At 61.5% G+C, this 519-nt stretch carries 1 protein-coding gene and 1 pseudogene; both read right to left on the bottom strand.

Annotation, left to right across the window (positions count from 1 at the left end; translation table 11 throughout):
- The coding region (locus ACOCD2_RS26160) for a transposase (RefSeq protein WP_419626452.1) at positions 1 to 187 on the bottom strand (187 nt) is incomplete at its 3' end.
- A pseudogene (locus ACOCD2_RS26155) lies at positions 177 to 519 on the bottom strand (hypothetical protein); the annotation flags it as partial. The pseudogene ACOCD2_RS26155 and the gene ACOCD2_RS26160, both read right to left, overlap by 11 nt.

Here is a 519-nt window from a genome sequence, read left to right as displayed (position 1 = left end):
AGCGGAAAAACCGCAGCAGGGTCTTCGTCTTCCGTTCCTTGCCAATCCAGAGCAGCCGCTTGCAGTGGGCGTCGATCTGGTAAACCAGCGTCAGGTACTTGTGCCCTTTCTTCCAGGCAACCTCATCGATGCCGATGGCCTGCACCCCGCTGAGATCCTGGTGGGCACGACCCCATTCAACCGCCATCTCCACGGAGCGGAATGCGCTTTCCCAGGAGGTTCGGAAGACTTCCGCCGTCTCCTTCCAGGAGAGCCGCCTGGCCCAGCTCGCCAGAAACCAGCCATAGGCTCTTGGTCAGTGGCCGTTTCCCCATGGCCCAGGGCATTTGTTCCACGCGAATCCCACAGCTGGGGCATTCGACCCGGCGTAGGGCATACACCAGAAACACCTTGATCCCCCACAACGGAACAAACTCGAATCGGCGCTTCGCCAGTCGATCATAGCCTGGGCGATGGTGGCAGCAGCCCGAGCAGACCGGCTTGCCATTCGCCCGCTCGGCAACCTCGACTTCCAGCTCG

The organism is Thiolapillus sp. (assembly GCF_048562965.1).
GTDB classification, from domain to species: Bacteria; Pseudomonadota; Gammaproteobacteria; order Chromatiales; family Chromatiaceae; genus Thiolapillus; species Thiolapillus brandeum_A.
Note: the sequence above shows the minus strand (reverse complement) of the source record. Positions and strands in the feature narration are given on the sequence as shown.